Genomic DNA, 26613 nt, shown 5'->3' with positions numbered 1-26613 from the left:
GCCGACTCGCTGCCCTGCTGCCCCGCTGACCCACCGCCCCGCTGATTCATCGCACCGCTGCCTCATCGCCCCGCTGACGAGCCGGCGGCGGGCGTGGACCCGGCGGCAGGCGTCGACCCGGTGTGGGCTGAGCAACCGCTGAGCAACCAAAGACGGGCGCGAGCCGTCTTCAGGAATGTGAGGTCAGAGGGATCTCAGAGGGATCTGCGGGGATATCTACAGGGATGGGGGGACGACGACCGGGTACCGGCCCGTGAGCCTGTTCCGACCCGCTCTGACCTGCGCTTCTGGCCCTCCTCGCAGCACCGGCCGACCCATCGTGGCGGTACAGGGTACTGCATGATCACAAAATCCATGTACGGCATGGGAATTCTGTCCGGATTCCAGTCGTTGTTTCCTTCGGATGCAGGGCACCCGGGAGGGTGTCGCGACCTACTCAGTTCAGTAAGGGAGCTCGCATGGCAACCCGTGCCGTCGCCCGTCGTACCGCTTCTGGCGGGACGAAAGCGGCAAGCAGTGTTCGCGCCGTAGGCGGGGAGATCGCCGACCGCGACCTGGTCGGCATGTACCTCGACGAGATCGCGCGTACGCCGCTGCTCGACGCCGCAAAGGAAGTCGAGCTGTCCCAGACCATCGAGGCCGGAGTATACGCCCGGCAGATTCTCGACGGAGAGGTGAAGAGCGAGGCGGGTGGCGCTTCGCACGAAGAGCTTGAGGCGCTGGTCACCGCGGGCGAGCGTGCGAAGGACATCTTCATCCGTTCGAACCTCCGCCTGGTGGTCGCCGTGGCGCGGCGTTACCCGCGCAGCGGTCTGCCCCTGCTGGATCTGATCCAGGAGGGCAACGCCGGCCTGGTGCGTGCCGTGGAGAAGTTCGACTACGCCAAGGGCTTCAAGTTCTCGACGTACGCGACGTGGTGGATCCGCCAGGCCATCACGCGTTCCATAGCGGACCAGTCCCGGACGATCCGGCTGCCGGTCCATCTGGTGGAGGAGCTGGGCAGGATCCGGCGCGTTCAGCGGGAGTTCAACCGCGAGAACGGACGGGATCCGGAGCCCGAAGAGGTCGCCGAGGAGCTGGGGTCGAACCCGGCGCGGATCAACGACGTACTGGACTGGGCGCGTGACCCGGTCAGTCTGAACATGTCGGTGGACGACGACGGGGACACGCAGTTCGGCGATCTGCTGGAGGACACCTCCGCGGTATCGCCCGAGCAGTCCGTGCTGACGCTGCTCCGCAGTGAGGAGCTGGAGGACCTGATCGGCAAGCTCGACCAGCGCACGGCCTCGATCATCAAGATGCGGTACGGCATCGAGGACGGCCGCGAGCGTACGCTCACCGAGGTGGGCAAGCAGCACGGCCTGACCCGCGAGCGGATACGGCAGATCGAGAAGCACGCGCTGATGGAGCTGAAAAAGATGGCTCGTGACACAGGTTTCGACGCGGCGGCGTGACGTCACCGTTCTGTACCCGTAGTGTCCCCCTTACTCGTACTGTCTCTCCGAGCGGTACGTACGGGCCGACCCGTCGGCCCCCGAGAACGAGCCCCGGCACCAACCCCCCCCAGGTGCCGGGGCTCACCTCTGTCCGGGTCGTGTCCGAGTCTGTCCGGGTCGTGTCCGAGGCTGCTCTTACGGTGCTTCTCCCGGGACAGCCGCAAGGACGGCCGCACGGGTGAGCCTTGCCCCCAGTTCCCGCAGGTAGTCCGTCAGCCGGTCCGGCCGGTGCGCCGTGAACTCGCAGTCCACCAGCGCCAGTCGGAGCGCCAGCCACTCCACCGAGTCGTCCACCGAGGTGCGCAGTCGGCAGGAGTCAGGGCCGGTGGGTTCTGGCGTGCCGAGCCGGGCCGGGAGCCGCGCCGCCACAAACCGCGCGGGCGCCAGGAAGCTCACATCCACCTCCATCGACGGCTGCATCCGGGACATCGACCGGCTCAGGAACTTCGCCGCGTCCCCGGCGGGCAGCTCGCGCGGGCGGAATCGCGCGCCGGTGGCGAAGGGCTCGCTGACCCGGTCGACCCGGAACGTACGCCAGTCCTCGCGCCCGAGGTCGTAGGCCACCAGATACCAGCGCCGACCGGTGGAGACGAGACGGTACGGCTCGACCTGCCGCTTCGTCTCCGTACCGTCGCCCGAGCGGTAGCCGAACCGCAACCGCTCCGTGCCGGTGACCGTCGAGGCCATCACCGTCAGGGTGCGCGGATCGATGGTGGATCCGTCGCCCTGGGTGAGCGGGATGGTCGCGGCCTGGAGTGTGGAGACGCGGTGCCGCAGCCGGGAGGGCAGCACCTGCTCCAGCTTGGCGAGCGCCCGTACGGAGGCCTCCTCGACGCCCTCGATGGCATGGCCCGCCCCGGCGCGCAGCCCGACGGCGATGGCGACGGCCTCCTCGTCGTCCAGGAGCAGCGGCGGCATGGCGGTGCCGGCGACCAGCCGGTAGCCGCCCACCGGGCCCATGGTGGCTTCGACGGGGTAGCCGAGGGCGCGCAGCCGGTCGATGTCGCGGCGGATGGTGCGCGGGCTGACAGCGAGCCGCTCGGCCAGCTCACTGCCCGGCCACTCGCGCGGAGTCTGGAGGAGGGAGAGCAGACTGAGGAGCCGTGCCGGGGTGTCGGTCATGGGATCCATGGTGCGTGCCATCTAGGACTCGTCCTGGCCTAAATGGTCCCTAGCTTCTTCCGTATGAGTTCTTCGCCCGCTTCTTCTCAGCCCTCTCAGCCCTCTTCGCCCTCTTCCCCCTCTCCGACTTCTTCGTCTTCTGCTTTTCCTCCCGCCCGCTCAACGCCCGTGGCCGTTCTGGACAAGGCTGCCGAGTCCCGTCCCGGCGCTTCGGACAGCGTCTCGGCCGTCGGTGGCACGGTCTCCGCGCCCGGCGACCGTCGTCGCTGGCTGGCCCTGGCCGTCGTCATGACCGCCGCGTTCATGGACCTGGTCGACGTCACGATCGTCCATATCGCCATCCCGAGCATCGAACGGGGTCTGGGCGCCTCGTTCGGAGCCATCCAGTGGATCACCGCCGGATACGCCCTCGCCTTCGCCGCCGGACTGATCACAGGGGGTCGGCTCGGTGACATATACGGCCGTAAGCGGCTCTTCCTGATCGGCATCACCGGCTTCACGATCGCCTCCGCGCTCTGCGGATTCGCCGCGACCCCGGAGATACTCGCGGGCTCACGGCTGCTCCAGGGCGCGATGGCGGCGATGATGGTGCCGCAGGTGCTCGCGATCATCCATGTCACCTTCCCGGCGCACGAACGTGGCAAGGTCTTCGGGATGTTCGGCGCGATCGTCGGCCTCGGCGCCGTCTCGGGACCACTGCTCGGCGCGCTGCTGACGCAGTGGAACATCGCCGGGCTGGAGTGGCGGCCCATCTTCCTCATCAATCTGCCGGTCGGGATCGCGGGCGTACTGCTCGGCCGGAAGTTCATCACCGAGTCCAAGGCGCCCAAGGCGCTGCGGCTCGACCTGGTCGGCGTGGTGCTGGTGACCGCCGCCCTGCTGATGCTGGTCTACCCGCTGACGCGCGGGCGCGAGCTGGGCTGGCCGCTGTGGGGCCATCTGTGCATGGCGGGCAGTGTGCTGGTGTTCGCGGGCTTCGTGGCGTACGAGAAGCGGAAGACGCGCAAGGACGGTTCGCCGCTCGTCGAGCTGTCGCTGTTCAAGGTGAAGAGCTTCGCCGCGGGTATCGCCGTACAGCTGACCTTCGGGATCGCTCTGGGCATCTTCTTCCTGGTCTCGACCCTCTATATGCAGATCGGTCTCGGCTGGAGCCCCCTGCGGGCGGGGCTCACGGGAGTGCCGTTCTCGGTCGCGGTCTCGGTGGCGGCGGGACTGTCCGTACAGAAGCTGGTGCCGCGCTTCGGCCGGAAGGTGCTCCAGACCGGTGCGCTGACGATGGCAGCGGGACTGCTGGTCTACATCTGGGAAGCCGGGCGGTACGGAACGGAGATCCACGCCTGGCAGTTGGCGCTGCCGCTGACGGTGATGGGGCTCGGCATGGGCCTGATCATCGCGCCGCTGACGGACGCGGTGCTGTCCGGGGTGCCGCGCGAGCACGCGGGCTCGGCGTCCGGTCTGATCAACACCACGCAGCAGATGGGCAACGCGCTCGGGCTCGGGCTGGTGTCGGTGGTGTTCTTCGGTGTGGTCGACGATCACGTCCGTGGTTCCTCGTCGGCCGGCTCTTCGGCGGCCGACCCCTCGGTGGTCGGCATGGCCTTCGTGGACGGATTCCAGCACGCGCTGTGGTGGGTGGCGGCGGTGCTCGTGATGATCTTCGGGGTGATGTTCGCGCTGCCGGCCCGGCCGAAGCAGCATGCGGAGGAGTCGGCGGCGGAGGCCATGGAGGCCATGGAGGCCGAGCTGAACACAACTCAGGTCTCCCGCGTATGAAGGCTCGTAGCGCGTAGCGCGTTTCGTCTGCTGCCGACGAGCGGACTCCGTCCCCCACAGGAGGTCACGAGTTGAGCCACAAACGCATACCCAAGCGGAAGATCGTTTTCGCCGGGGGCGGCGCCGCGGCCGTGGTGGCGGCCGCGATTCTGCTGCCCCAGGCCAATGCCTCGCAGGCCGGATCCGATCCCTCTCCGGCTCCCGTGCCCGCGCCCGTGCCCAAGACGCTGAGTGCCTTATCCGCGGGGGACCTCGCCTCACGGATCGCCGCGCGGCTGGGTCCGGCCTACGCCGGTGCCTACTACGACAAGGACAGGCAGCAGGTCACCGTCAATGTCGTCGGCGACGACAGCGATATGCGTGCCGAGGTCGCCAGGGCCGGAGCCGTGGTGCGGAACGTCAAGAACAGCACGGCCCAACTGAAGTCCGCCGCGCAGACATTGCGGCGGCAGGCCACCATTCCGGGCACCGCGTGGGCCGTCGATCCGAAGACCAACCAGATCCAGGTCACGGCGGATCGCACCGTCACCGGCGACAACTGGGACCGGATCGAGTCCACGGTCAGATCGCTGGGCGCGGACACGGCCCGTATCAAGAAGTCGACCGGGGAGTTCAAGACCGTCGCCGCGGGCGGTGACGCCATCTTCGGCGGCGGCGCGCGCTGCTCGCTCGGCTTCAACGTCATCGACGGGAACGGCGCGCCCGGCTTCCTCACCGCCGGCCACTGCGGAGTCGCCGCCGCCGAGTGGTCGGACGCCGTGGGCGGGGCGCCGGTGGGCACCGTACGGCAGGCGATCTTCCCGGGCGACGGCGACTTCGCGTTCGTCGGCTACGACGACGCCACCACCGAGGCCCCCGGCGTGGTCGACACGGGCGACGGTCGGACCGTGGAGATCACCGGGGCCGCCGAGGCCACAGTGGGCCAGGCGGTGATCCGCATGGGCAGTACCACGGGGCTGCACGACGGCTCGGTCACCGGCCTCGACGCCACCGTCAACTACGCGGAGGGTACGGTCACCGGCCTGATCCAGACCGATGTCTGCGCGGAGCCGGGCGACAGCGGCGGCCCCCTCTTCACCGCGGACGGCAGCGCCATCGGGCTGACCTCGGGCGGCAGCGGCGACTGCACCGTCGGCGGCGAGACGTTCTTCCAGCCGGTGACCACCGCGCTGGCCGCCGTCGGCGCCCAAGTCGGCGACGGGGCTGTCGGCGACGGGGCTGCGGGGGACGGGGCTGTCGGGGACGGCGACGGCGAGGTCGTCGGGAACGATGGCGGCGAGGTCGTCGGGAACGAAGACGGTGCTGCCGGGAACGACGGCGGCGCGGGAACCGTCGGCTACGGCGAGAGCGCCGCCGAGAACGGCTGACGCCCGACTCTGTCCGTACCGTGCCCGGATCTGTTTACTTTCAGAAAATCTGGGCGTAGCGTGTCGCCGAAACCACAGGTTCGGGCACGGAATGGACGTAAAACCACATGTACGCACCGGAGCGCCAGCAGGAGATCCTGCGCCTCGCCCGCGAGGGCGGCCGCGTCGATGTGCTGTCGCTGGCCGAGGAGTTCCAGGTAACCGCCGAGACCGTACGGCGTGACCTCAAGGCCCTGGACAGGGCCGGGCTCGTACGGCGTGTGCACGGTGGGGCCATACCGGCCGGGCGGCTCGACTTCGAGCCCGACCTCGCGGAGCGCGAGTCCACCGCCGCCGACGAGAAGGACCGCATCGCGCACGCGGCACTCGCCGAGCTGCCGGAGGACGGCAGCGTGATCCTGGACGCCGGTTCGACCGTGGCGCGGCTCGCGGCGGCGCTGCCGCTGGACTGCGGGCTCACCGTCGTCACCCACGCGCTGCCCGTCGCCGCCCGGCTGGCCGATCATCCGGGCATCGATCTCCATCTGGTCGGGGGCAGGGTGCGGCACCGTACGCGCGCCGCCGTCGACGCCTGGGCCCTGCGCGCGTACGGCGAGATCCGCGCCGATGTGGTGTTCCTCGGCACGAACGGGTTCTCGCCGCAGGGCGGTCTCACCACCCCGGACCTCGCCGAAGCCGCGGTCAAGCGCGCGCTCGTCGGCGCCGCCCGGCGGGTGGTGCTGCTCGCCGACTCCGCCAAGCACGGCCAGGAGCACTTCGCGCGCTTCGGCGCTCTCGCCGATGTCGACCTGCTCATCACCGACAGCGGGCTCAGCACTTCGGACGCCGCGGCGGTAGGGGCCGCGGGCACCGAAGTGCTGTGCGTCTAGGAGAGCGCCGCATGATTCTCACCGTCACCCCGAATCCGAGCCTGGACCGTACGTACGAGGTCCCGGCCCTCGACCGAGGCGAGGTGCTGCGGGCCACGGCCGAGCGCATGGACCCCGGCGGCAAGGGGGTCAATGTCTCGCGGGCCGTCGCCGCGGCGGGCCGGCGTACGGTCGCCGTACTGCCGCTCGGCGGCGCGCCCGGCGCGCTCGTCGCCGAACTGCTCGCGGGGCAGGGCATCGAGGTCGCGCCGGTGCCGGTCGCGGGCGCCACCCGTTCCAACATCGCGCTCGCCGAGCCGGACGGCACCCTGACGAAGATCAACGCGCCGGGTCCCGAACTGACGGCCGTCGAGTCGGAGTCGCTACTCTCCACGATTCGTACGCACGCGGGCGCGGCCACCTGGATCGCCTGCTGCGGCAGTCTGCCGCGCGGCCTCGCGTCGGAGTGGTACGCCGAACTGGTCGCCCGCGCGCACCGCGCCGGGGCCAGGATCGCGCTCGACACCTCGGGTGCCTCGCTGCTGGCCGCGCTCCGGGAACGGCCGGACGTCGTCAAGCCGAACGCCGAAGAGCTGGCACAGGCCGTCGGACGCCCCCTCGCGACGGTGGGCGACGCGGTGAAGGCCGCGGAGGAACTGCGGACGTACGGCGCGGGGTCCGTGCTCGCCAGCCTCGGCGCGGACGGCCAGCTACTGGTCTCGGGCGCGGGGACGTACTTCGGCTGTGCCGCCGTCGCGGCGGTCCGCAGCAACGTCGGTGCGGGCGATGCCTCGCTCGCCGGGTTCCTGACGGCGGGCGGCGAAGGCCCCGAGGCTCTCGCGTCCGCCGTCGCGCATGGGGCGGCGGCGGTGCAACTGCCGGGCAGCGTGATGCCGTCGCCCGCGGACCTGGACCCGTCGGCGGTCACGGTGACCGCGGACGTCCCGCTGGACCGTCCACTCGCGGAGCCCGCCTCATGAGCCCGTCTCCCTGCCCCCAAGCCCCCCGCTACCCATCCCCATCCCCATCCCTTTCCCCTCACCCTCCTGCCGCTTTTCCCCTTACTCCCGCTTCTCCCCCCTCTCCCACCCACTTGACCCTCGCGATATGCGAGCGAAGGAGCCCGCGATGAGCGACATGATCACCGCGGACCTGGTCGACCTCGACCTGGCCGCCGAGACGAAGGAAGCCGCGGCCCGCTCGCTGGCCGAACGGATGGTGACCCTGGGCCGGGTCACCGACCTGGACGGCTTTCTGGCCGATGTGGCCGCGCGCGAGGCGCAGATGCCGACCGGGCTCGACGGCGGTATCGGCATCCCGCACTGCCGCAGCGCCCATGTCAGCGAACCCACGCTGGCCTTCGGCCGCTCGGCGCGCGGGATCGACTTCGGGGCCCCGGACGGTCCGGCGGACCTGATCTTCCTGATCGCGGCCCCGGCCGGTGCCGACGATGCCCATCTGACGATCCTCTCGGCCCTGGCACGGCGTCTGATGAACGAGGACTTCACGACCGCGCTGCGTACGGCGACGGACGCGACCGCGGCGGCGTCGCTGATTCGCGGCGAGGACGCCACACGGGCCGAGCCCGACGAGCCGCAGCCGGAGCCGCGCCCCGAACCCGCCGCGTCTGCCGACGGGCCTGCCGAGCCGGCGACGCCGACGGAAGAGGCCCCGGCCGCGGAGGAGCCCCCGGCCGTGCCCGCGGCCGCGCCCCCGGCGGCGGAGGAGCCGAAGAAGCCCGCCGATCGCGTCTTCCGGATCGTGGCTGTCACCTCCTGCCCCACCGGGATCGCGCACACCTATATGGCCGCCGAGGCGCTGGAACAAGCCGGGCGGGAGGCGGGCGTCGAGGTGGTCGTCGAGCCGCAGGGGTCCGCCGGGTTCAACCGGCTCGACCCCGCCGTCATCGCCGCCGCCGACGCCGTGATCTTCGCCCATGATGTGCCGGTACGGGAGAAGGACCGGTTCGCCGGGAAACCCACCGTCGACGTCGGCGTCAAGGCGGGCATCAACCGGCCCGCCGAGCTGATCGCCGACGTACGCGGCAAGGCGGAACGCGGCGAGATCACCGGTACGGCGAGCGACCACGCCTCACCCGTGGACAACGCGGCTGAACCGGGCGAGGGTTACGGCACCAAGCTGCGCAAGTGGCTGATGTCCGGTGTCAGTTACATGGTCCCGTTCGTGGCCGCGGGCGGGCTTCTCATCGCCCTCGGCTTCGCCATCGGCGGCTACACCGTCGACAAGGCCCCTTCCGTCGCCGAGCACTTCATCTGGACGGACCACACCAGCTGGGCCGCCCTGCTGTTCCAGATCGGCGGCCTGGCGTTCAGCTTCCTGGTGCCGGTCCTCGCGGGCTATATCGCGTACGGGATGGCCGACCGCCCCGGTCTGGTGCCCGGCTTCGTCGGCGGCTCTATCGCCCTCACCATCAACGCGGGCTTCCTGGGCGGCCTGGTCGCCGGTCTGATCGCCGGTGGCACGGTGATGGCGATACAGAAGCTGAAGGTCCCCGCCCCGCTGCGCGGCATCATGCCGGTCGTCGTGATCCCGCTGATCTCCTCGGCGATCGTCGGCTTCCTGATGTTCCTGGTGGTCGGGAAACCCATCGCCTCGCTCCAAAAGGCGCTGACCGACTGGCTGTCCGGGCTCTCCGGCGCCAACGCGATCATCCTCGGCGTCATCCTCGGTCTGATGATGTGCTTCGACCTCGGCGGCCCGCTGAACAAGGTCGCGTACGCCTTCGCGGTCGGCGGCCTCGCCAACCCCAACGAGGGCAGCCTCAAGGTCATGGCCGCCGTGATGGCCGCCGGCATGGTCCCGCCGCTCGCCATGGCGCTGGCCACAACCGTACGCGGCAGACTGTTCACCCGCACCGAACGGGAGAACGGCAAGGCAGCCTGGGTGCTCGGCGCCTCCTTCATCACCGAGGGCGCGATCCCCTTCGCGGCCGCCGACCCGCTGCGGGTGATCCCGTCCGCGATGGCGGGCGGCGCGGTCACCGGCGCGCTGTCGATGCTCTTCGAGTGCACGCTGCGGGCCCCGCACGGTGGCATCTTCGTGATCCCGCTGATCGGCAACCCGTTCCTCTACCTCATCGCGATCGCGGCGGGTACAGCGGTGAGCGCCGGGCTGGTCATCCTGCTCAAGGGAGCCCGCAAGACGGGCCGCCCGGACCGGACGGCGGAGGCCGGAAGCGCTGGTGGCGGCGTCACCGGTGACGGGGCGGCGGACGCCAAGGTACCGGTGGCCGCCTGAGCCGGATCCTCGTGGTCGTACGCCGTCCACCCCTGACGGCCGTACGACCCACCCCGTCCCGCCCTCACCTCATCGCACCTGCGCGCGGAGCTCCATGGCTTCGCGCGCGAGGTGTTCCGTCTCGTACACCTCGCACATATGACGGCCGTCCGGCGTCGCCGTGTGCTCCACCTCCCACAGGCTTGTCTCGCTGCCGTCGATCAGCAAGAACGCGTGCTCGTAGAGCATGAACCCGGCGTCCTTGCCCTCGACCTGGCACTGTCTGCCGAAGACCTGCGTGATGTGGTGCGCGAAGGCCGTGCGCAGCAGCCCCGCCGTCTCCTCGCCCGGCCGGTCGGCGTTCTCCGCCCGGCGCAGCACCCGGCGGGCATGGTCCGGGGAGTTGTCCGGCGAGTACATCCGGTGCCGCGGAAGCGGGGTCGAGGGCATGGCACGCAGACCGCGGAGCAGGGCGAGATGCGCGTCGATCTCGGCCGTGCGCTCGGACTCCAGCTCCGCGAGCAGCCCCGCCGCGGCATCGTCCATGGGCGGCCCGTCTGGATCGCGCACCGCCTCAGGGTCCGCTGACCCGTCGTCGGAGAGCCGCGGGGCCTCGGGGCTGCCGGGGCGGCAGAGACGGGCCGCGGCGAGCTGGGCCTCGGACTCCTCCGCGTACAGCTCGTGCGACCGCGCCTCGTCCCGGCCGGTGTTGTGCACCAGCTCCCAGAGACTGAGCGCGCTGCCGTTCGCGAGCAGATACGTGTGTCGGTACGTCTCGCGGTGCAGCCCCGCACTGTGGTGCGCGGAGCACAGCGAGCTGGCGTGCGCCAGCGCATGGCTGAGTTGCTCGACCAATGCGTCCGGCAGGTCGAAGGAGTTGAGTGCCCGACCCAGGAGTCGCTCGAGGTGCGTCTCGGTTGTCTCGTAGGGATCGTTCAAGATGGGTCTCCAGGCCGTCGCCACATGTCACTTGGTGATTGCATAACGTAGCGCCTAGGGCTGACATCGCGTCCTAAGTTTGAGAAAACGAAGGGGGCGTACGTGAAGTTCCCGCGCGCCCCCACCAACTCGGCGACTGCGCCGGTCAGTCGAGCCCATACAGCTCGCGATACGAAGGGAACGTCCCGCCGGGCCCCGCCACACTCTCCGCCGCCTCGACGGCGGAGACGATTGCCCTGGTCACGACGTCCGCTCCGGCCGCCAGTACCTCATTGAGCGCGAGCGGATCCCCCTCGGCGAGGGGGAGTTGACCCGTCGCCAGAGCGAAAACCGTGTCCCCGTCGTTGAGCAGATGCACGGGACGGACGGCGCGCGCGATGCCGTCGTGCGCCGTGCCCGCGAGCTTGTGCGCCTGTGCCCGGGACAGTTCGGCATCGGTGGCGACGACGGCGAGCGTGGTGTTGAGCGGCGGGGGGCCGTTCCGCTCGCGCAGCTCGGCCAGACGCCGCTGGGCCGCCTCGTGGACCTCGGGCGCCGGGTACTCCGTACGGCCGTTGAGGTAGCGCCCGTACAGCACGCCCGTCAGCGGATCGATCGCGGAACCCGCCGCGTTGGCCACGACGAGGGCGGCCACCGTGATCCCGGAGTCCAGGACCAGGCTCGCCGTACCGATCCCGCCCTTGACCGGACCGACGAGAGCGCCCGTCCCGGCGCCCACACCGCCCTCCGCGACCGGTGCTCCGCTCGCCGTACCCGCCGCCGCCTCCGCCGCCGCACGGCCTGTCGCCGAGTCCGGGCGGACCAGCCAGTCGCCACCGCGCCCCAGGTCGAAGACCCCGGCCGCCGGCACGACCGGCACCACCTGGTGCGGGTCGGGACCGACCCGGATGCCGCGCCCGCGCTCCTCCAGCCACGCCATCACCCCGGACGCCGAGTCGAGCCCGAACGCGCTGCCGCCCGTCAGCACCACGGCCTCGACGCGCTGGACGATATTGCGTGGATCGAGGGCATCGGTCTCCCGGGTGGCCGGCCCGCCGCCCCGTACGTCCACCGCGGCCACCACCCCGCCCTCCGGGGCGAGAACAACGGTGGTGCCGCTCAGCGCCCGTTCCCCCGCCACCTCGGCGTGCCCGACCCGCAGGCCCGCCACGTCGGTCAGTGCGTCATTGGATGTCATGAACCCCCATCCGTACCACGGGGGGCCGCGCGCCCGGCAAGCGTCACCCCCGTCGTCATGGTCGCCGCCGCCGGCCCCGACGACCGCCCGGGCCTTGTCCGCGCCGACGCGGACCGAGCCCCCGTACCCTGGAGCTATGAGCACCGCCCCTACCCCCGAGCCGCCGGCGGCGGACCCGCCACAGCCGTCCCGGCCGCCTCGCCCCAATCCGGCGTTGATCTTCGACGATCCGCTGGACCAGCAGTCGACGGACGATACGGACCGTGGCTGGGGAGACAGGCCCGCCGGGAGCGGTGACAGCGCCGCCGATCTCGCGCGTTTCCTCGACGAGAAGCCGCCCCACCACCTCTGACGGGCAGTGCCGAAATCAGCCGTTACGGGTTGCCCTGCCCCGGATTGTTCGGCCCCGGGGTGGTCTGACCAGAGGCTGCCTGACCCGTGGTTGCCTGCCCAGGGACGGCCGTCCCTGAGCCACGCTGCGAGATCAGCGCGTCCCTGATCTCCTTCAGCACCTCCAGCTCGCTGACATCCGTGACCTCCTGAACCTCTTCCTTGGCGGCCTGCTGCCTGGCTCGCCTGGCGAGGTACCTGGACATCGGCAGGACCATCAGGAAGTACACGACTGCCGCCGTGATCACGAACGTGAGGACCGCGCTCAGCACCGTTCCCCACATGATCGGAATGCCGCTCACGACCTCGCCCGCGTCGTTCGTCTCGCACGGCGACTTGAGGCACGAGCTGTACTTGTTCAGATCCTGGGTGCCGAACGCGCCGACCACCGGGTTGATCAGGCCCTTGACGACCGAGTTCACCACATTCGTGAACGCCGCGCCGATGACCACCGCGACCGCGAGGTCGATCACGTTGCCGCGCATCAGGAAGGCCTTGAAGCCCTCCAGCACGCTTTCCTTCTCCTTGCTCACGAGTGAGCCTTTCTTCGCATGTGCGGTAGAGGTGACAATCAGCTTCGCAACCTACGACAGCGCGTGCCCACGCTGTCCAATCCGCAGACGCGATCAGGCGACCCCACAGCTCGCCAGTGCGAGTGCGAACACATCGGCTCAGCGTGAACCGCCCCCGTACAAGCCGCCCCCGTACAAGCCGCCTCGGCAGAAGCCGACCCTGCACGAGCCGGCTCAGCACAGCGTCACCGCCAACCGTGACGTGGCGCCCGCGCCGGCCAGTTCCGTGGCCGTCGCGCGTGGAACGGACAGGACGATCAGCGCCCCGCCGTCCCCTGTGTCCACGACGGTCTCCCGTGCCTCCGGAACCTCGGTCACCCTGGCTCCCGAAGCCACCACCCTCGCCTCCGGCGCTCCCTCGGCCGCCGCGATCACATCCACCCGGTCCCCTCGGCGCAGCAGCCGGACCGTCGCCGCGTCCGCGATGCGGACCGGCGCGGACACCATCTCCGCCGCTCGCTGAGCGAGGGACGGCCGGGACGGCGCTGCCGCCACGGCGCCGGACGCCGTGGACTCCGCAGCGGCGTCGGTATCCGCCGCCGCGCGGACCGAACCCCCAGCCCCGGCGGCGGCCAGCGCGGCGGCGGTCATGGCCAGACCGGCCGCCGTCGTGCGCCGCCGCCTGAACAGCGCCCTGCGCAGCCGCCGGCCGGAGCCCCGTACCCGCAGCGGATCGAAGGGCGGCACGCCGCACGGCTCGGGCGCGGCGGGCGCGGGGAGGGGAGAAGGGAAGGGCGAGGAGAGTGGGGAGAGGTCGGGCGAGGGGTGCGGGAGGTGAGGAAGGGACGGATCACGCGAGAAGGAGCGGGACATGGCAACCACCACCTGTCGTGAGGAGTTCTGCGGTCGCTCCTCACGATGCACGGTCCGTCACGATCCCGCTGCGGCCTGTGGATCAGTCGCCGATTGTGGACAACTTCCTCACCCGCCGGAGTGGTTCAGGCGGGTGAGGCCGCAATTCCCGGTTTCTCGCGCATGGTTCGCGAGGGGCCCGGGCAAATCCCGATCAGGGCAACTCGATCCCGGTGTCGATCCCGTCCAGAGCGTGCGCGCACAGACAGTCGCGGGTCTCGCTCGCCTGCAATCCGCCCACCGCGTCGAACAGCACCGTACGCAGCCGGTCGACATTCGAGGCGAAGACCTTGAGGACCTCCTCGTGGGAGACGCCCTCGCCGGTCTCCGCGCCCGCGTCCAGGTCCGTCACCAGAGTCATGGAGGTGTAGCAGAGCCCCAGTTCACGAGCGAGTACCGCCTCGGGGTGCCCGGTCATCCCGACCACCGACCAGCCCATCGCCGCATGCCACCGCGATTCCGCCCGCGTCGAGAAACGCGGTCCCTCGATGACCACGAGCGTTCCGCCGTCCACCGGCTCCCAGTCACGCCCCCGCGCCGCCGCCAGCGTTGTCCTGCGTCCCTCAGGACAGTAAGGATCGGCGAGCGAGATGTGCACGACCTTCGAGGTGCTTCCGTCCGGCAGTGGCAGCCCGTCGTAGAAGGTCTGCGTGCGTGCCTTCGTACGGTCCACCAGCTGATCGGGTACGAGCAGCGTGCCCGGCCCGAATTCCGGCCGCAGCCCGCCCACGGCGCACGGTCCCAGGACCTGCTTCACACCGACGGAACGCAGTGCCCACAGATTGGCGCGGTAGTTGACGCGGTGCGGCGCGAGGCCGTGGGAGCGTCCGTGCCGGGGCAGGAACGCGACCTGCCGGCTGGCGATCTCGCCGAGGAAGAGGGAGTCGCTGGGAGGCCCGTAGGGGGTCTCCACCTCGACTTCGGTCACATTCTCCAGGAAGGAGTAGAAACCCGAGCCACCGATCACACCGATCTCTGCGTTCGCCATCCGATCACAGTAGCCGTACTCGCGCGCGTGTACGCGAAAGACCCCAGCCGCTCAAGACGGCGGGGTCCCCACGGAAACGAAAGGAGCGAAAGGAGAGGGCGTCAGGCGGCCGAGGAGCCGCTGGAGCTGCTCGACGAACTGGAGCTGGAACTCGATCCGGAGCCGGAGCCCGAACCGGAGCCGCCCGAGCTGGCGGAGGACGAGGCCGACGCCGGGGCCTTGGACTCCGAGGACGACTTCGTACCCGCGGAACCCGAGGTGGAGCCCGACGAGCTCGCCGAAGCGGGGGCGCTGCTCGACGACGAGCCACGACTGTCGTTCCGGTAGAACCCGGAGCCCTTGAAGACGATGCCGACCGCGGAGAAGACCTTCTTCAGGCGTCCTTGGCAATTCGGGCACACGGTAAGGGCATCATCGGTGAACTTCTGCACCGCCTCGAGGCCCTCGCCACACTCGGTGCACTGGTACTGATAGGTCGGCACTTGCTCCTCCTGGCACTCTCACTCAATGAGTGCTAACGACGCTCCATAGTGACGTATTCCGCGCGATCAGTCCACTGCCACCGGCACGCGGTGACTCATCCCACGCGCGGCGACGCGTCCGGAGGCATTCGGGGTCAGCCTCGAACGCAGCACGATCAGCGTGACCAGCGCCGGCGCGGTGCCCACCAGCGGCACCAGGAATCCGGAGCTCGCGCCATGGGCGTCGGCCAGTTGTCCGGCGACGGTGACCGCCGCGGCCTGGCCCAGCGCGACGGCACCGGTCAGCCAGGTGAACGCCTCGGTACGGGCCGAAGCGGGCACCAGCGACTCGACCAGCGTGTAGCCCGTGATCAGCGCGGGAGCGATGCAGAGTCCGACCAGCAGTCCGAGTCCGGCGAGCAGCGGCACGGAGTGCACAGCCCACAGCGCTGACGCGGCCAGCGTCAGCCCCGCGTATCCGATCACCAGCCTGCGACGCGGCCCGATCTTCCAGGCCACGGCGCCGCAGACGATTCCGGCGAGCATGTTGCCCGCCGCGAAGACGCCGTACAGCAGACCGTTCACACCGGGGTTGCCGATCTCCTCGGCGAAGGCGGTCAGCGAGACCTGCATTCCACCGAAGACGGAACCGATCCCCAGGAAGGAGATGGCGAGAACCCGCACACCGGGCACGGAGAGCGCGGAGACGCGTGCCTCGGCCGAGCCGCCTTCCCCACGCCGGCCGGTCTTGGGCTGGGTACCCCGCTGGGCCGCGAAGAGCAGCCCGCCGGCCAGCGTCAGCACGGCTTCGGCGATCAGTCCGGCCGCCGGATGGACGCCGGTGCACAGGGCGGTCACCAGTACCGGGCCGACGACAAAGGTGAACTCGTCCGTCACGGACTCGAAGGCGGCAGCCGTCGGGAGCAGCGACGCGTAGCCACGGGAACGGGAGCCGGGGCTCGACCCGGGGCTCGATCCGGAGGGGCTGCCTCCCAGTACGGCGGCCCAGCGTGACCGGACCATGGGGCCGATCTGCGGGACGGAGGCGCCGGTCGGGACAGCGGCGAGGAACAGTGCCCACAGCGGGGCGCCGGCGAGTGCGAGCAGGATCAGCGCAGTGACGGACGCCGTGTGCAGCAGCACGCCCGGGACGAGCACCGCGCGCTGCCCGAACCGGTCGGCGAGCTTTCCGCCCTGGGGCGCGAAGAGCGCCATGGAGACGCCGGTCACCGCGGCGACGGCTCCCGCGCTGCCGTACGAGCCGGTGGTGTGCTGGACCAGGAGCACGATGCCGATCGTCAGCATCGCGAAGGGCTGCCGGGCGGCGAACCCCGGCAGCAGGAACGTCCAGGCGCCGGGCGTGCGCAGGAGCCGTCCGTATCCGGGGCGGGGCGTCGTGGCCGGGGCGGCGCCCTCGGTGGTGTCGACCGTGTTGTGGGACACGGTCCTTGCCTTTCTGCCGCCTGGTAGCGCGCCCCCGGATGTACGGGCGCCGCCGAGAGCTGTCCTCTTGCGCGGAACTGCGGTAGATACCAGGGCCCACATCGGGGAACGCCACGGCCGCCATACGGTCGCGCCAGCACTGCGTCAGGCAGAGGTGGTCGATCAACTGTGCCTTCATCGTACAGGTGCGAACGCTATGTCACCTGGGAAAGGAGCGAACGCCTGAACGCACGCCTGCGATCAGGAGCGGATCCTGCCCCCGGTTCCGGCCCCGGTCCCGGCACCGGTGACCGTACCCTCGCCCGTCCCCAGCCAGTCGGCCAGCTTTCCGCCCTGTCCGACCGCCCGAAGCCGTCGCTCGGCGGCGTCCCGTACCGGGTCGGTCGCGACCACCAGAAGCTCGTCGCCACGGCGCAGTACGGTCGTCGGCTGCGGTACGAAGCTCTTGCCGTCCCGTACGACCAGGGTCACCGCGGACCCGGCCGGCAGCCGCAGCTCCCCGACCTCCACGCCGTGCATCTTCGAGTGCGCGGGGATCGCCACGGAGAGCAGATGGCCGCGCAGCCTCTCCAGCGGCGCCGACTCGATGCCCAGGTCGGCGGCCTCGGAGGGGTCGCCGAGCCGCAGGGCCTTGGCCAGCCAGGGCAGCGTGGGTCCCTGGACCAGTGTGTAGACGACGACCAGGATGAACACGATGTTGAAGATCCGGAGACTGCCCTCGATGTTCGACACCATCGGGATGGTCGCCAGGATGATGGGCACCGCGCCGCGCAGACCGGCCCAGGACATCAGTGCCTGTTCCTGCCAGGGGATACGGAACGGCAGCAGACTGATCAGCACGGCCAGGGGCCGCGCCACCACGGTCAGTACGAGACCGACGACGACCGCGGGCAGGAAGTCGTCACCCAGCTCGTGCGGGGTCACCAGCAGCCCGAGCAGGACGAACATGCCGATCTGCGCGATCCAGCCGAGCCCCTCCGCGAACCCGCGGTTGGCCGGGGCGTGCGGCAGTTTGGAGTTCCCCAGGATCACCGAGGCGAGATAGACGGCGAGGAAGCCGCTGCCGTGTGCCGTGGCGCCGATCGCGTACGCCGAGACGGCGATGGCCATCACGGCGATCGGATACAGCCCGGAGGCCGGCAGGGCCACATGCCGCAGCCCGAAGGCGCCCACCCAGCCCACGGCCAGTCCGACGCACGCGCCGATCGCGAGCTCCAGCGTGATCTCGCCGACCAGCACGTACCAGTGCTCGACCGGACCCGACGCCGAGAGGGCGACCACCATGATCACCACAGGGGCGTCATTGAAACCCGACTCGGCCTCCAGCGCCCCGGTCACCCGGGACGGCAGCGGCACCTTGCGCAGTACGGAGAAGACCGCCGCGGCGTCCGTCGAGGAGACGACCGCGCCGACGATCAGCGCCTGCCGCCAGTCCAGGCCGATCAGATAGTGCGCGGCCGAGGCGGTCACCCCGACGCTCACCGCGACGCCCACGGTCGAGAGCACGGCCGCGGCGGGCAGCGTCGGTTTCACTTCCTTCCACTTGGTGCCCAGACCACCCTCGGCCAGGATCACCACAAGGGCGGCGTATCCGATTACCTGCGTCAGTTCGGCGTTGTCGAACTTGACGTGAAAGAGGCCGTCCTGCCCTATGACGACCCCGATCCCGAGATACAGCAGCAGGCTGGGGAGCCCGCTCCGGGAGGAGATCCGGACGGCCGCGACCGCGATCAGCAGCACGAGGGAGCTGATGAGCAGAAGTTCGTTGAGATGGTGGACAGACAGCGGCCGATCCTTCCCCTCGCGTATGCCGGATCGTTCCTCCGGCAGCCGGTACTTCGTTACCTTACCTAATCTTTAACGTTTTCTTGACGCTTTCGATCGCCAGTGCGAGGCAATGTGATCTGTGCCTCCCTTTCGGCCGCTATCCGCAGGGAACCATGGCGTGATCACCTGTGCGATCGTCCGACGAGTCGCACTACATGACACCGCGTCCGGGACGATGAACGGCTGCGCCTATGGTTGCTCCAGCATTCCAGGACCACCCTGCCCCTCGAAGGACAGCGATGCCCGCCAACACAGCCCCCCCTTCCGCCAAAAAGAAGGGGCGACGCGCCCGTCTGATCGTGATCGTCCTGGTGCTGGCGCTCGTCGGCGGTGTCGGCTACGGCACGTACTGGGGCGTCAGCACGGTCCGTGCCTCCTTCCCGCAGACGACGGGGACGCTCGCACTCAAGGGCCTCTCCGGACCCGTGGACGTCAGACGCGACAGCTATGGCATCCCGCAGATCTACGCGAACAGCGACCAGGATCTGTTCCTCGCCCAGGGCTTCGTCCAGGCGCAGGACCGCTTCTGGGAGATGGACGTCCGGCGCCATATGACCTCCGGCCGACTCTCCGAGATGTTCGGCAAGAGCCAGGTCAAGACCGACACGTTCCTGCGCACCCTCGACTGGCACGGGGTGGCACAGCGCGAGTACGACACCAAGCTCTCGGCGGAGACCAAGAAGAACCTCCAGTCGTACGCGGACGGCGTCAACGCGTATCTGGAGGGCCGCGACGGCAAGGACATCTCCGTCGAGTACGCGGCCCTGAGCTTCACCAATGACTACAAGCCCGAGAAGTGGACGCCGGTCGACTCGGTGGCCTGGCTCAAGGCGATGGCCTGGGACCTGCGCGGCAATATGCAGGACGAGATCGACCGCTCGCTGCTGACCAGCCGGCTGAGCGACCAGCAGATCGACGACCTGTACCCGTCGTATCCGTACGACCGGAACAAGCCGATCGTCAGCGAGGGCGGGATCGACCCGGTCACCGGCAAGTACGACCCCGAGGCCGAACCCGGCGACGCCACGGGAGACGGCACCGGAGACGGCACGGGAAGCGATACGGGCACAGGCACAGGCACGGGCTCAGACCTCGGCACAGGCACCGGCACAGGCACGGGCGGGACCGGCACAGGTACGGGCATAGGGACCGGCACGGACACCGGCACCGGCACGGACGCCGGCGGGATGGTCACCGCGTCCGGCGCCACCGAGGACTTCAACTCCCAGCTCGAAGCGCTCTCCGGCACGCTGGACGAGATCCCCGAGCTGCTCGGCCCGAGCGGCAGCGGCATCGGCTCCAACTCCTGGGTCGTCTCCGGCCGGTACACGACCACCGACAAGCCTCTCCTCGCCAACGACCCGCATCTCGCGCCCCAGCTGCCCTCGCTCTGGTACCAGATGGGTCTGCACTGCCGCAGCGTCTCGGAGACCTGCCAGTACGACGTCGCGGGATACACGTTCTCCGGAATGCCCGGCGTCATCATCGGCCACAACCAGGACATCGCCTGGGGCTTCACCAACCTCGGCGCCGATGTGACCGATCTCTTCCTGGAGAAGGTCAACGGCGACTTCTACCAGTACGGCGACAAGGAGAAGCAGTTCAAGACCCGTGAGGAGACCATCAAGGTCGCGGGTGGCCAGAGCAAGACGATCACCGTCCGCTCCACCGACCACGGCCCGCTGGTCTCGGACCGCGACAACGAGTTGGTGAAGGTCGGCGAGAAGGCCCCGGTCGGCGATGTCGCCCCGGACCGCGGCGACGGCTACGCCGTGTCGCTCCAGTGGACGGCGCTCCAGCCGGGCAAGTCCATGGACGCGGTCTTCGAGCTCAACAGGGCCAAGGACTTCAGCGAGTTCCGCAAGGCCGCCGAGCACTTCGAGGTCCCCTCGCAGAACCTCATCTACGCCGACACCAAGGGCCACATCGGCTACCAGGCGCCTGGCAGCATCCCCATCCGCTCGGACGGCTTCGACGGCCGCACGCCGGCCCCGGGCTGGGACCCGAAGTACCAGTGGAAGGGGTACATCCCCTTCGACGAGCTGCCGTACGAGTACGACCCGGAGCGCGGCTACATCGTCACCGCCAACCAGGCCGTCGTCGACTCGGAGAAGTACCCGTACCCGCTGACCGAGGACTGGGGCTATGGCGCCCGCAGCCAGCGGATCAACGACCTGATCGAGTCGAAGATCAAGGACGGCGGGAAGATCTCGACCGACGACATGCAGACCATGCAGATGGACAACACCAGCGAGATCGCGAAGCTGCTGATGCCCTATCTGCTCAAGATCAATGTCCCGGACCCGTCCGTACGCGAGGCGCAGAAACTCCTCGAAGGCTGGGACTACACCCAGGAACCCGACTCGGGAGCCGCCGCCTACTTCAACGCGGTCTGGCGCAATGTCCTCAAGCTCGCCTTCGGGAACAAGCTTCCCAAGGAGGTGCGCGTCGAGGGCGAGTGCCTGAACGTGCGTCCCGCCGACAGCACCGGTCCGGCGGACGACGACATACAGCTGGTACGGGAGTGCGGCCAGCGCGCGCCCGACGCGGCCCAGCCGGACGGCGGGGACCGCTGGTACGAGGTCGTGCGCGGCATCATCAAGGACGAGGACAACGCGTGGTGGAGCTCCCCGGGCAGCCGCAGGTTCGACGCCACCAAGACCCGCGACAAGCTGTTCGAGCGCGCCATGGAGGACGCCCGCTGGGAGCTGACCGCCAAGCTCGGCAAGGACGTCTCCAGCTGGAGCTGGGGCCGGCTGCACCAGCTCCAGCTGGACAACCAGACCCTCGGGACCAGCGGCCCCGGCTTCCTGAAGCAGATGCTCAACCGCGGCCCGTGGAACCTCGGCGGCGGCGAGGCCGCGGTCGACGCGACGGGCTGGAACGCGGCGGGCGGATACGAGGTCGTGTGGGTGCCGTCGATGCGGATGGTCGTCAACGTCGGTGACTGGGACAAGTCCCGCTGGATCAATCTGACGGGCGCCTCGGGGCACGCGTACAGCGCGCACTACACCGACCAGACGGACAAGTGGGCCAAGGGCGAGCTGCTCGACTGGCCCTACAAGGTCAACACGGTGGAGGGCGCGACGATCGACACGCTCAGGCTTGAGCCGCCCAAATCGTGAGCCGGGGCGAGCCGAAGGTGAACGCCGCCGCCGACGCCACAGACGCACCTGACGCCGACGCCACAGACGCACCTGACGCCGACGACGCTGACGCACCTGACGCCGACGACGCTGACGCACCTGACGTCGCCGACGCACCTGGCACCGCTAAGGCCGCTGACGCCGCTCACGCCGGTCGCCGAAGCGCCTGACGCCCCCCGGCGTCACCACGGCCCGTACGGGGTGGTCGTGCGGTTCCTCAGGGACCCGCGCGACCACCTCGTTCTCGTACAGCAGGACGGTCAGCGCGGGCTCCGCTCCGGCCCGGGTCAGCCGGCCGAGGACCCGGTCGTACGAGCCGCCGCCCCGCCCCAGCCGTATCCCCCGCCCGTCCACCGCGAGGCCGGGCAGCAGCACGACCTCCGCCTCCAGCACCGCGTCCACGCCGAGCCGGGTACCGTCCGGCTCCAGCAGCCCCCGCCCCGCGGGCACCAGACGGTCCGCGCCCTCGTACTCCGCCCAGTCGAGGTCGTTGTCCGCCAGCAGCACCGGCAGCAGGACCCGTACCCCTCGGGCGCGCAACGCGTCGAGCAGAGCGCGCGTGCCCGGCTCTCGCCCCATCGAGACATAGGCGGCGACGGTACGGGCGTCGGCGAGCTCCGGCAGATCGAGTGCGCGCCGCGCGAGAACCGCCGCGGTTTCGCGAGCGTCATCACTGGACAGGAGGGCTCTCACGGCGAGGAGTTCACGGCGCAGCGCGGCCTTTCCGGGCATGTCATTACTCATGATTACGCACCGGACATCACAAACCTCGCGTCTGATGTTTTATGAGACGAAAGTTAACCGGAGTATCATCTTCCGCCCAGAGGGCGCCGATAGTGTACTCCGCATGACTCACTCGCCCTCTCGGATTACCAAGGCTGTCATCCCCGCCGCGGGCCTCGGCACCCGGTTCCTGCCCGCCACGAAGGCCACTCCAAAAGAGATGCTGCCGGTAGTGGACAAACCCGCGATTCAGTACGTGGTCGAGGAGGCGGTGGCCGCCGGGCTCTCCGACGTCCTCATGGTGACCGGCCGCAACAAGCGTCCGCTGGAGGACCATTTCGACCGGAATTACGAGCTGGAGGAGGCGCTTACCCGGAAGGGGGACGCCGGCCGGCTCGCGAAGGTCCAGGAGTCCAGTGACCTCGCCACCATGCACTACGTGCGTCAGGGCAACCCCAAGGGCCTCGGCCACGCCGTGCTCTGTGCCGCCCCGCACGTCGGTGACCAGCCCTTCGCGGTGCTGCTCGGTGACGACCTGATCGACCCCCGTGACCCGCTGCTGTCCCGCATGGTCGAGGTCCAGGAGCGTGAGGGCGGCAGCGTCATCGCGCTGATGGAGGTCGATCCGAAGCAGATCCACCTCTACGGCTGTGCCGCGGTGGAGCCCACCGGTGACGCCGATGTGGTCAAGGTGCACGATCTGGTCGAGAAGCCCGACACCGCCGACGCCCCCAGCAACTACGCGATCATCGGCCGCTATGTCCTCGACCCCGCCGTCTTCGACATACTGCGTCAGACCGAGCCGGGCCGCGGGGGCGAGATCCAGCTCACCGACGCGCTTCAGCAGCTGTCCGTGGACGAGAAGGTGGGCGGACCGGTCCATGGCGTGGTTTTCAAGGGCCGTCGTTATGACACAGGTGACCGCGGCGACTATCTGCGTGCCATTGTCAGACTCGCGTGCGAACGTGAAGACCTGGGCCCGGACTTCCGTGCCTGGCTCCGCAGTTATGTCAGCGAGGAGATGTAGCACTTGAGCAGCACGGCAGAACCGGTACCGGCCGCCGGCCATGAGCGGCTGTGGTCGGTGGACGACCATCTCGCGGACATTCTCGCCGCGGTCCACCCGCTCGACCCCATCGAGCTGCAACTGCCCGACGCCCAGGGCTGTGTGTTGGTGGAGGACGTCACGGTACCGGTGGCTCTGCCGCCGTTCGACAACAGCTCCATGGACGGATACGCGGTCCGTACGGCCGATGTGGCGGGCGCCACCGACCAGTTCCCGGCCGTGCTGACCGTCATCGGCGATGTCGCGGCGGGCAGCGGGGCGCTGCCCGAGGTCGGCCCCGGGCAGGCGGCGCGGATCATGACCGGCGCCCCGCTGCCGCCCGGGGCCGAGGCCGTCGTCCCGGTGGAGTGGACCGACGGCGGCGCGGGCGGCGCCGCGGCCACCTCCATGCGCCCCGCCGGCGCCGGTGGTGAGGGAGCGAGCGGTGAGGTACGGGTGTTCCGCTCGGCCGAGGCTCGCGACCATGTCCGCTCGCGCGGCAGCGATGTGCGCGCAGGGGACCTGGCCCTGGAAGCGGGCACGGTCCTGGGGCCGCCGCAGATCGGCCTGCTGGCCGCCATCGGCCGCGGTTCGGTACGGGTCAGGCCCCGCCCCCGCGTGGTCGTGCTCTCCACCGGCAGCGAGCTGATCCAGCCCGGCGAGGAGCTGGGCGAGGGCCAGATCTACGACTCGAACAGCTTCGCGCTCACCGCCGCCGCCCGGGACGCGGGCGCCATCGCCTACCGGGTCGGCGCCGTCACCGACGATGCCGACACGCTCCGCGCGACCATCGAGGACCAGCTGATCCGCGCCGACATGGTCGTCACCACGGGCGGCGTCAGCGTCGGGGCGTACGACGTCGTCAAGGAGGCGCTCTCCTCCGTCGGTGACGAGGACGAGCCGGGCGGCGGTGTCGACTTCCGCAAGCTCGCCATGCAGCCCGGCAAGCCGCAGGGCTTCGGCTCGATCGGCCCGGAGCACACCCCACTGCTCGCCCTCCCGGGCAACCCGGTCTCCTCGTACGTCTCCTTCGAGCTGTTCGTCCGCCCCGCGATCCGCGCGCTGATGGGCCGGGAGGACGTGCACCGGCCGGTCGTCCGGGCGACACTCGCGGCCGACAAGACGCTGTCGTCCCCGGCGGGCCGCCGCCAGTTCCTGCGCGGTACGTACGACGCCGGGGAGGGCACGATCACCCCCGTGGGAGGGGCGGGCTCCCATCTCATCGCGGCTCTCGCCCATGCCGACGCGCTGATCGTGATCCCGGAGGAGTCCGTCTCGGTGGAGCCCGGTACGGAGGTCGACGTCGTCCTGATCGGCTGATCGCCACGCGGTGGCGGTACCGTGTCTGCCCACACAGGCCCTGTCGGGCCCGGACCGGGAGCGCCACAGCGAATGACTGTGTTTTCCCGGGGGGAGACCCCCGGACCCCCTCAGCAAGGCAGCTTGACCCATATCGACGAGTCGGGGGCGGCTCGTATGGTCGACGTCTCGGCGAAAGAGGTCACGGCGCGCGTCGCGCGCGCCAGCGGCCGGGTACTGGTCTCGCCGCGCGTCGTCGAACTGCTCAGGGGCGGGGGAGTGCCCAAGGGGGACGCCCTCGCCACCGCCCGTATCGCGGGCATCATGGGAGCCAAGCGGACCCCCGACCTGATTCCCCTCTGCCATCCGCTCGCCGTCTCGGGGGTCACGCTCGACCTCTCGGTCGCGGACGACGCCGTCGAGATCCTCGCGACGGTGAAGACCACCGACCGTACGGGCGTCGAGATGGAGGCCCTGACCGCCGTGTCGGTGGCCGCGCTGACCGTGGTCGACATGGTGAAGGCGGTCGACAAGGGCGCGGTCATCACGGACGTACGGGTCGAGGAGAAGTCGGGCGGCAAGTCGGGCCACTGGACCCGGCCCGAGCCGGAGGCGCCGCCCGAGACGGAGGCGCCGCCGGGGGCGGCGGTCTCCGAGGCGGACGGAGGTGCGCAGTGAGTACGCCCGCGAGAAACGGCGGCCCCGGGCCCGAGCCGCGGTCCGCCTCCCCGTCCGCGTCCACGTACCGCGCCCTGGTGGTCACGGCGTCCAACCGCGCCGCCGCCGGCGTCTACGCGGACACGGGCGGCCCGATCCTCGCCGACGGCTTGACCGCGCTGGGCTTCGCGGTCGACGGACCGAAGGTCGTCCCCGACGGGGATCCGGTCGAGCAGGCCCTGCGCGGGGGCGTCGCCGCCGCGTACGACGTCATCCTGACCACCGGCGGTACGGGCATCTCCCCGACGGACCGCACCCCGGACGTCACCCGGCACGTGCTCGACTACGAGATCCCGGGCATCCCGGAGGCGATCCGCGCCGAGGGCGCCGCGAAGGCCCCCGCCGCCGCCCTCTCCCGGGGCCTGGCGGGTGTGGCGGGGCGGACCCTGATCGTGAACCTGCCGGGCTCGACGGGCGGGGTACGGGACGGTCTCGCCGTGCTCGGCCGGCTGCTCGTCCATGCCGTGGACCAGATCCACGGCGGCGATCACCCCCGTACCTCCGGATGAACCCGGCCTGGCCCGTGATGCTGGTGGACGGCGACATCGCCCTCCGCCCGATAAGGATGCGCGACCAGCGCGCCTGGCGTGAGGTGAACCGGCGCAACCGCGACTGGCTGCGGCCCTGGGAGGCGACGATCCCGCCGCCGCCCCCGGGCGGCCCGGTCGCCCAGCGCCCCACCTACCGTCAGATGGTCCGCCATCTGCGAGGCGAGGCCAACGCCGGCCGGATGCTGCCCTTCGTCATCGAGTACCAGGGCCGGCTCGTCGGCCAGCTGACCGTCGCCGGTATCACCTGGGGCTCGATGTGCTCGGGCCATATCGGCTACTGGGTGGACCGCGAGGTCGCGGGTCGCGGTGTCATGCCGACCGCCGTCGCCCTCGCGGTGGACCACTGCTTCCGTACGGTCGGATTGCACCGCGTCGAGATCTGTATCCGCCCCGAGAATGGCCCCAGCCGCCGCGTGGTCGACAAACTCGGATTTCGCGAGGAAGGGCTGCGGCCCCGCTATCTGCATATCGATGGGGCGTGGCGGGATCACCTCATCTTTGTCCTCACCGCCGAGGAGGTGCCCGAGGGGCTGCTCCGCCGCTGGCGCAGGGCCCGACCAGGTGCGACCGGCAACGACCAAAAAATGAAATAAGTGTTCGATATTGATCGGCATATGGCCATAAACTGATCCGCACCATC

Annotated in this window: 23 protein-coding genes; 13 read left to right on the top strand and 10 right to left on the bottom strand. The window is 70.1% G+C overall.

Going from position 1 to position 26613, the window contains the following annotated elements; translation table 11 throughout:
* Positions 1-458 precede the first annotated feature (458 nt).
* Entirely contained in the window at positions 459-1454 is a 996-nt protein-coding gene (locus ACIRQP_RS10900; RefSeq protein ID WP_403886678.1) for an RNA polymerase sigma factor RpoD/SigA, read from the top strand.
* A 177-nt stretch (positions 1455-1631) separates the two neighbouring features.
* On the opposite strand, the gene ACIRQP_RS10895 is transcribed toward ACIRQP_RS10900, so the two are convergent.
* Positions 1632-2618, bottom strand: coding sequence for a helix-turn-helix transcriptional regulator (locus tag ACIRQP_RS10895; RefSeq protein ID WP_403886674.1), 987 nt, complete (start codon positions 2616-2618; stop codon positions 1632-1634).
* 288 nt (positions 2619-2906) lie between these two features.
* On the opposite strand from ACIRQP_RS10895, the gene ACIRQP_RS10890 reads away from it, so the two are divergent.
* The 5 genes from ACIRQP_RS10890 (at position 2907) to ACIRQP_RS10870 (ending at position 9864) form a co-directional block, all read left to right on the top strand.
* Positions 2907-4391, top strand: coding sequence for an MFS transporter (locus ACIRQP_RS10890; protein ID WP_403887146.1), 1485 nt, complete (start codon positions 2907-2909; stop codon positions 4389-4391).
* A 71-nt stretch (positions 4392-4462) separates the two neighbouring features.
* Positions 4463-5758 (top strand): S1 family peptidase, encoded by a 1296-nt coding sequence (locus tag ACIRQP_RS10885; RefSeq protein ID WP_403886671.1) that lies wholly within the window; start codon positions 4463-4465, stop codon positions 5756-5758.
* 107 nt (positions 5759-5865) lie between these two features.
* Entirely contained in the window at positions 5866-6627 is a 762-nt protein-coding gene (locus tag ACIRQP_RS10880; protein ID WP_403886668.1) for a DeoR/GlpR family DNA-binding transcription regulator, read from the top strand.
* An 11-nt stretch (positions 6628-6638) separates the two neighbouring features.
* A complete protein-coding gene (pfkB, locus tag ACIRQP_RS10875) occupies positions 6639-7586 on the top strand; it encodes a 1-phosphofructokinase (protein ID WP_403886665.1) in 948 nt (315 codons plus the stop codon).
* 148 nt (positions 7587-7734) lie between these two features.
* Positions 7735-9864 carry a fructose-specific PTS transporter subunit EIIC gene (locus ACIRQP_RS10870; RefSeq protein WP_403886662.1) on the top strand — a complete coding sequence of 710 codons (2130 nt, stop codon included), beginning with the start codon at positions 7735-7737 and terminating at the stop codon, positions 9862-9864.
* Between the two features lie 69 nt (positions 9865-9933).
* Here ACIRQP_RS10870 and ACIRQP_RS10865 read toward each other — a convergent pair whose 3' ends face one another.
* Positions 9934-10782 (bottom strand): DUF6227 family protein, encoded by an 849-nt coding sequence (locus tag ACIRQP_RS10865; protein ID WP_403886659.1) that lies wholly within the window; start codon positions 10780-10782, stop codon positions 9934-9936.
* A gap of 145 nt (positions 10783-10927) precedes the next feature.
* Positions 10928-11959: a P1 family peptidase gene (locus tag ACIRQP_RS10860; RefSeq protein ID WP_403886657.1), complete on the bottom strand. Its 1032-nt coding sequence runs from the start codon at positions 11957-11959 to the stop codon at positions 10928-10930.
* Positions 11960-12095: 136 nt separating this feature from the next.
* Between ACIRQP_RS10860 and ACIRQP_RS10855 the strand changes: the two genes are divergently transcribed.
* Entirely contained in the window at positions 12096-12311 is a 216-nt protein-coding gene (locus tag ACIRQP_RS10855; protein ID WP_403886654.1) for a hypothetical protein, read from the top strand.
* A 22-nt stretch (positions 12312-12333) separates the two neighbouring features.
* Here ACIRQP_RS10855 and mscL read toward each other — a convergent pair whose 3' ends face one another.
* From mscL to ACIRQP_RS10825, 6 genes are all read right to left on the bottom strand, one after another.
* Entirely contained in the window at positions 12334-12882 is a 549-nt protein-coding gene (gene mscL, locus ACIRQP_RS10850; protein ID WP_403886652.1) for a large conductance mechanosensitive channel protein MscL, read from the bottom strand.
* A 213-nt stretch (positions 12883-13095) separates the two neighbouring features.
* Complete coding sequence (locus ACIRQP_RS10845) at positions 13096-13734, bottom strand: hypothetical protein (RefSeq protein ID WP_403886649.1); 639 nt, start codon at positions 13732-13734, stop codon at positions 13096-13098.
* A gap of 193 nt (positions 13735-13927) precedes the next feature.
* Positions 13928-14761, bottom strand: coding sequence for an S-methyl-5'-thioadenosine phosphorylase (locus tag ACIRQP_RS10840; RefSeq protein WP_403886646.1), 834 nt, complete (start codon positions 14759-14761; stop codon positions 13928-13930).
* Between the two features lie 101 nt (positions 14762-14862).
* The gene (locus ACIRQP_RS10835; protein WP_403886643.1) at positions 14863-15243 is read right to left on the bottom strand and encodes an FmdB family zinc ribbon protein; all 381 of its coding nucleotides are present in this window, start codon (positions 15241-15243) and stop codon (positions 14863-14865) included.
* A 66-nt stretch (positions 15244-15309) separates the two neighbouring features.
* Positions 15310-16665, bottom strand: coding sequence for an MFS transporter (locus ACIRQP_RS10830; RefSeq protein WP_403886640.1), 1356 nt, complete (start codon positions 16663-16665; stop codon positions 15310-15312).
* 240 nt (positions 16666-16905) lie between these two features.
* Positions 16906-18495 (bottom strand): potassium/proton antiporter, encoded by a 1590-nt coding sequence (locus tag ACIRQP_RS10825; protein ID WP_403887143.1) that lies wholly within the window; start codon positions 18493-18495, stop codon positions 16906-16908.
* Positions 18496-18731: 236 nt separating this feature from the next.
* On the opposite strand from ACIRQP_RS10825, the gene ACIRQP_RS10820 reads away from it, so the two are divergent.
* A complete protein-coding gene (locus ACIRQP_RS10820; protein ID WP_403886637.1) occupies positions 18732-21617 on the top strand; it encodes a penicillin acylase family protein in 2886 nt (961 codons plus the stop codon).
* 147 nt (positions 21618-21764) lie between these two features.
* On the opposite strand, the gene ACIRQP_RS10815 is transcribed toward ACIRQP_RS10820, so the two are convergent.
* Positions 21765-22382 (bottom strand): 5-formyltetrahydrofolate cyclo-ligase, encoded by a 618-nt coding sequence (locus ACIRQP_RS10815; RefSeq protein WP_403886634.1) that lies wholly within the window; start codon positions 22380-22382, stop codon positions 21765-21767.
* A 103-nt stretch (positions 22383-22485) separates the two neighbouring features.
* Here ACIRQP_RS10815 and galU point away from each other — a divergent pair, with 103 nt between their 5' ends.
* From galU to ACIRQP_RS10790, 5 genes are all read left to right on the top strand, one after another.
* Positions 22486-23388, top strand: coding sequence for a UTP--glucose-1-phosphate uridylyltransferase GalU (gene galU, locus ACIRQP_RS10810; RefSeq protein WP_403886631.1), 903 nt, complete (start codon positions 22486-22488; stop codon positions 23386-23388).
* A gap of 3 nt (positions 23389-23391) precedes the next feature.
* Entirely contained in the window at positions 23392-24726 is a 1335-nt protein-coding gene (glp, locus tag ACIRQP_RS10805) for a gephyrin-like molybdotransferase Glp (protein WP_403886628.1), read from the top strand.
* Between the two features lie 72 nt (positions 24727-24798).
* Complete coding sequence (moaC, locus tag ACIRQP_RS10800; RefSeq protein ID WP_403886626.1) at positions 24799-25383, top strand: cyclic pyranopterin monophosphate synthase MoaC; 585 nt, start codon at positions 24799-24801, stop codon at positions 25381-25383.
* On the top strand, positions 25380-25931 hold the full coding sequence (locus ACIRQP_RS10795; protein WP_403886623.1) for a molybdenum cofactor biosynthesis protein B: 552 nt from the start codon (positions 25380-25382) through the stop codon (positions 25929-25931). Before moaC ends, ACIRQP_RS10795 begins: the two co-directional genes overlap by 4 nt.
* Positions 25928-26566 carry a GNAT family N-acetyltransferase gene (locus ACIRQP_RS10790; RefSeq protein ID WP_403886620.1) on the top strand — a complete coding sequence of 213 codons (639 nt, stop codon included), beginning with the start codon at positions 25928-25930 and terminating at the stop codon, positions 26564-26566. Before ACIRQP_RS10795 ends, ACIRQP_RS10790 begins: the two co-directional genes overlap by 4 nt.
* The last annotated feature ends 47 nt before the right edge of the window (positions 26567-26613 follow it).

The organism is Streptomyces sp. NPDC102274 (assembly GCF_044766385.1).
Lineage (GTDB): Bacteria > Actinomycetota > Actinomycetes > Streptomycetales > Streptomycetaceae > Streptomyces.
The sequence above is the reverse complement of the archived record's forward strand: the minus strand, read 5'-3'. Positions and strand labels throughout refer to the sequence as shown.

Bases quoted from the DNA above. Each gene is read 5' to 3' on its own strand.
- ACIRQP_RS10900 (WP_403886678.1), top strand. From the start codon at position 459: ATGGCAACCCGTGCCGTCGCCCGTCGTACCGCTTCTGGCGGGACGAAA.
- ACIRQP_RS10895 (WP_403886674.1), bottom strand. From the start codon at position 2,618: ATGACCGACACCCCGGCACGGCTCCTCAGTCTGCTCTCCCTCCTCCAG.
- ACIRQP_RS10890 (WP_403887146.1), top strand. From the start codon at position 2,907: ATGACCGCCGCGTTCATGGACCTGGTCGACGTCACGATCGTCCATATC.
- ACIRQP_RS10880 (WP_403886668.1), top strand. From the start codon at position 5,866: ATGTACGCACCGGAGCGCCAGCAGGAGATCCTGCGCCTCGCCCGCGAG.
- pfkB (WP_403886665.1), top strand. From the start codon at position 6,639: ATGATTCTCACCGTCACCCCGAATCCGAGCCTGGACCGTACGTACGAG.
- ACIRQP_RS10870 (WP_403886662.1), top strand. From the start codon at position 7,735: ATGAGCGACATGATCACCGCGGACCTGGTCGACCTCGACCTGGCCGCC.
- ACIRQP_RS10860 (WP_403886657.1), bottom strand. From the start codon at position 11,959: ATGACATCCAATGACGCACTGACCGACGTGGCGGGCCTGCGGGTCGGG.
- ACIRQP_RS10855 (WP_403886654.1), top strand. From the start codon at position 12,096: ATGAGCACCGCCCCTACCCCCGAGCCGCCGGCGGCGGACCCGCCACAG.
- ACIRQP_RS10845 (WP_403886649.1), bottom strand. From the start codon at position 13,734: ATGTCCCGCTCCTTCTCGCGTGATCCGTCCCTTCCTCACCTCCCGCAC.
- ACIRQP_RS10840 (WP_403886646.1), bottom strand. From the start codon at position 14,761: ATGGCGAACGCAGAGATCGGTGTGATCGGTGGCTCGGGTTTCTACTCC.
- ACIRQP_RS10820 (WP_403886637.1), top strand. From the start codon at position 18,732: ATGCCCGCCAACACAGCCCCCCCTTCCGCCAAAAAGAAGGGGCGACGC.
- ACIRQP_RS10815 (WP_403886634.1), bottom strand. From the start codon at position 22,382: ATGAGTAATGACATGCCCGGAAAGGCCGCGCTGCGCCGTGAACTCCTC.
- galU (WP_403886631.1), top strand. From the start codon at position 22,486: ATGACTCACTCGCCCTCTCGGATTACCAAGGCTGTCATCCCCGCCGCG.
- moaC (WP_403886626.1), top strand. From the start codon at position 24,799: ATGACTGTGTTTTCCCGGGGGGAGACCCCCGGACCCCCTCAGCAAGGC.
- ACIRQP_RS10790 (WP_403886620.1), top strand. From the start codon at position 25,928: ATGAACCCGGCCTGGCCCGTGATGCTGGTGGACGGCGACATCGCCCTC.